This is a genomic window from Okeania sp. SIO2B9 (genome assembly GCF_010672505.1).
Classification (GTDB): Bacteria; Cyanobacteriota; Cyanobacteriia; order Cyanobacteriales; family Microcoleaceae; genus Okeania; species Okeania hirsuta.
Genome location: NZ_JAAHGK010001332.1, coordinates 1 through 2,038 on the forward strand (window position 1 = coordinate 1; position 2,038 = coordinate 2,038).

Below are 2,038 nucleotides of genomic sequence, written 5' to 3' on the forward strand. Positions count from 1 at the left end.
TAGAGTCTCAATGGCAACATTTTTTCGTAGACACTAATAATGTACGGCTACATTATGTTACTCAAGGCGAAGGAGAGTTAGTTATACTCCTTCATGGGTTCCCTGAATTTTGGTATTCTTGGCGCTATCAAATGCCTGCATTGGCCCGTCATTTCAAGGTTGTAGTTCCAGATTTACGGGGATATAATGATTCAGACAAACCAGATAATGGCTATGACCTAGATACTTTAGCTGCTGATATTCGGGGACTAATTGAACGTTTGGGTTATGTTAAAGCACATATTGTTGGCCATGATTGGGGAGGGGCGATCGCCTGGCATCTAGCTGAAAAATTTCCTCAATACTTGAACCGTCTAGCAATCTTGAATGCAGCTCATCCACAAAAACTGATTCAAGAACTGGCAGGAAATGTAGATCAAATACGCAGAAGTTGGTATATATTCGCTTTTCAAGTTCCTGGTATTCCAGAATGGCTGATTCAGCAAAATTTAAGAGAGTTTATTAAAGGGGTTTTTCAAGGACAAGCTATTCGCAAAAGTGTCTTTACTACTGAAATTACTCAAATTTATCAGGCAGCTCTGGAAAAACCAGGAGCGCTAGTATCCGCAATTAATCACTATCGTCAATTTCTTTTACCTCAAAACTGGCTAAAGAGCTTTAATCCTAAGCCATCATTAATTACAGCACCAACTTTAATTTTATGGGGAAAAGAAGATTCTTTTTTAAGTCAAAAACTTACAGAAGGTTTAGATAAACTAATAGCAGCTCCCTTTTGGTTAAAAGTTATCCCTGAATGTGGCCACTGGATTCAGCAGGAAGTACCTCATACAGTGAATAGAGAGTTGCTTGATTTTTTAAGGAAGAAATAATTTATAGCAGGGAACAGGGAATAGGGAACAGTAGAAAAAATATTTCCCTGTCTAAAGTTGTCTATGTCCGCCTTTTATCTGTCTATTGCAACTATTGACAAATTTAGTTAAATGTCGCTATAAATATCAAAAATAGGGCGGTAGGGCATTCCGTCCTTAAAGCTCGTGGAGTCCGACGGGATACCGGGACTACGAAACGAGAAGCTCACACTATAGCATCAGCTTAGTGTGGGAGATGTCACCAAAAAGCAAAAAAATCATAGTTGCATAATTTGTAGATTTATCATAATAAAATAACTGCAACTATGAAATATTTACTCTTCTGCTAATAAAATTTACTCTTCTTCCAAAACTTCTATTTCACCTTCTTCCTCTTCCATATCATCAGGTCGTGCCACAGAATTAGCAGAAACCAAAGCACCATGATTTAACTTTTCCCGAACTTGCTGTTCAACTTTTTTGGCAAAATCAGGATTTTCTTCCATATAAGCGATCGCCTTTTCTCTACCCTGAGCAAAATTACTTCCTCCGTAGCTATACCAAGCACCTTTACGCTTAATTACATCTGTCTCTTCAGCTAGGTCAATAATACAACCGAAACTAGAAATTCCTTTACCAAAAATAATATCAAATTCAGCAATACGGAATGGAGGGGCAACCTTATTTTTAGCAACTTTTACCTTAACATGAATACCATATTCCTCTGAAGATTTTTTCAGAGTTTGTGTACGACGAATATCAAGTCTTACCGAAGAATAAAACTTAAGAGCATTACCACCAGTAGTAGTTTCTGGATTACCATACACAACACCGATTTTTTGTCGAAGTTGGTTGAGAAAGACAACTGTACAACCAGACTTACCAATATTACCTGTAATTTTTCGTAACGCTTGACTCATTAAACGAGCTTGAAGACCCATGTGAGAATCTCCCATGTCCCCCTCAATTTCAGCTCTAGGAACTAATGCTGCTACCGAGTCAACAACCACAATATCAACAGCTACAGATCGAACCAGGTGATCCACTACCTCCAAACCCATCTCCCCAGTATCAGGTTGGGAGACAAGTAAATTTTCGATATCGACCCCTAATGCAGCAGCATAAGTGGGGTCAAGAGCGTGTTCCGCATCTACAAAAGCTGCAATACCTCCTGTTTTCTGAATTTCGGC

2 protein-coding genes are annotated in these 2,038 nt (G+C 38.7%); one reads left to right on the forward strand and one right to left on the reverse strand.

From position 1 onward, the window contains the following. The coding region (locus F6K13_RS30405; RefSeq protein ID WP_287289464.1) for an alpha/beta fold hydrolase at positions 1 to 869 on the forward strand (869 nt) is incomplete at its 5' end. Between the two features lie 335 nt (positions 870 to 1,204). Here the strand turns inward: F6K13_RS30405 and recA are convergent. Continuing rightward, a partial coding sequence (gene recA / locus F6K13_RS30410; RefSeq protein WP_287289466.1) for a recombinase RecA occupies positions 1,205 to 2,038 on the reverse strand: 834 nt, incomplete at its 5' end.